The organism is Romboutsia sp. 13368 (assembly GCF_018336475.1).
GTDB lineage: Bacteria > Bacillota > Clostridia > Peptostreptococcales > Peptostreptococcaceae > Romboutsia.
Map to the genome: position 1 here is coordinate 666,080 of NZ_CP048741.1, position 1,892 is coordinate 667,971.

The following is a 1,892-nucleotide window of genomic DNA, read 5'->3' on the forward strand; positions in this document are numbered from 1 at the left end:
TATCATTTAATTTTATTGGATTTAAATCATTATCTGTAACTGTAAAGTCAGGAGCTGTATCACCAACTTTAATTTGAGTTCCTGCTAATGTTAATGGGTTTCCTTGAAATGTTACTTTCATTTTTTATTCCTCCTTATGTAATTAAAACGTCATATTTATTTTGATTTTTTTATGTTTTATTTATTCATAAATTAGTTTAAATAATATTAGAGTTAAGTAAAAAATTACCTGTTTAAATTTTAAATARGTAATTTATATGCTGTTAATAAATTTTATAAATATATCTACAGTGCTTTTAAAGCAACTGTATTTAATAAGCTCCAAGGTTTGTTAAAGTGTGGTTGGAAGAAGAAATCAGTCATAGCTAATTCTTCAACTGTCATTTCATTTTGTATAACTACAGATAAAGTATTCATATATTGAGTTAAATCTATATTAGATATTATTTGACCACCTAGTATTTTTCTAGAATCTTTATCAAATATCAACTTAATTTTAGCTTCCTCAAATGTAGGCATAAATTCAGGTCTATAGTTTTCATTTATTGTTACACTACCTACATTATAATTTGTTGTAGCTTTAGCAACATCTTCAGTAAGTCCAGTAGAAGCTATACATTTATCATATATCTTTATTCCAGAAGTACCTTGAGTTCCCATATACTTAAGCGTTGGTTTTATTAAGTTTTTACCAACTAAAGTTCCCATTCTAACTGCATTAGTAGCAAGAGGTATATATCTATTGTCTTTTGCAGGATTGTATTTAACTACACAGCAATCTCCAGCAGCAAAAACATCTTCTTCACTAGTTCTCATATATTCATCTATTATTATTGCACCATTAGGTAGAGTTTCTAATTTTCCTTGAACAAGTTTTGTATTAGGGGCAAATCCTATACATAAAACTACTAAATCCGCTTCATATTCACCTTTATCAGTGATAACTTTTTCTACAGTATTAGTTCCTTCAAATTTTTGAACTTTTTCTCCTAATACTATGTTAACACCTCTATTTTTAAATTCACTTTCTGCTATATCTGTAAATTCTTTATCTAGATATTTAGCCATAATCCTATTTTCAGCGTCTATGAGTGTAGTGTTTTTACCTTGCATTTCAAAGGCTTCAGCAAGTTCAACACCAATGTAACCTGCACCTATGACAACAATGTTTTTTGCATTTTCACTTCTTTTTATTATATCTAAAGCATGGTTGTAGTTTTTACATAAAACTATATTGTCTAAGCTTCCACCTTCAAATTTAGGTACAATAGGCCAAGAACCTAAAGTTAAAACTAGTTTATCATAATTGTCTTCAAATACTTCATTAGTCAATAAGTTTTTTACTGATAACTTTTTATTTTTAAAATCTATATCTAAAACCTCATGTTGCATTTTAGTTTGTGCACCTAATGAATTTAAAGCATCAGGTGAACTATAAAATAATTTTTCAGTTGTATCTATAACTTTACCGAYATTTAATGCTATACCACATGATAAAAATGATACATTATTATTTTTTTCGTAAATGACAACTTCACTATTAGGATAGTTTTCTCTTATATTAACAACAGCAGCAGTACCTGCATGTGTACATCCAACAACTATAACTTTCATATTTTAGACCTCACACTAGTTTTATTATTCTATATTATATTAATATCCTTGATTTATAAAAAGCAGACAATGATTTTGATATAATTATCAAAAACTTTATTAGATTATATTAGTTTGATAAAAATATACATTAGTATGCAGATAATTTGAAATAATTTTAATGTTAATTTTAAAGATATATGTACTTAGTTTGAATAAGTTTATCAAATTAAAATTATATGAAGTAAATATTAATAAAAAAGTTTATAAAATGATTTATGATAAAGGTATATACGATA

At 25.9% G+C, this 1,892-nt stretch carries 1 protein-coding gene; it reads right to left on the minus strand.

Going from position 1 to position 1,892, the window contains the following annotated elements:
• Window positions 1-285: 285 nt before the first annotated feature.
• Window positions 286-1,614: an FAD-dependent oxidoreductase gene (locus tag G3997_RS02725; protein ID WP_296647699.1), complete on the minus strand. Its 1,329-nt coding sequence runs from the start codon at window positions 1,612-1,614 to the stop codon at window positions 286-288.
• Between the last annotated feature and the right edge of the window lie 278 nt (window positions 1,615-1,892).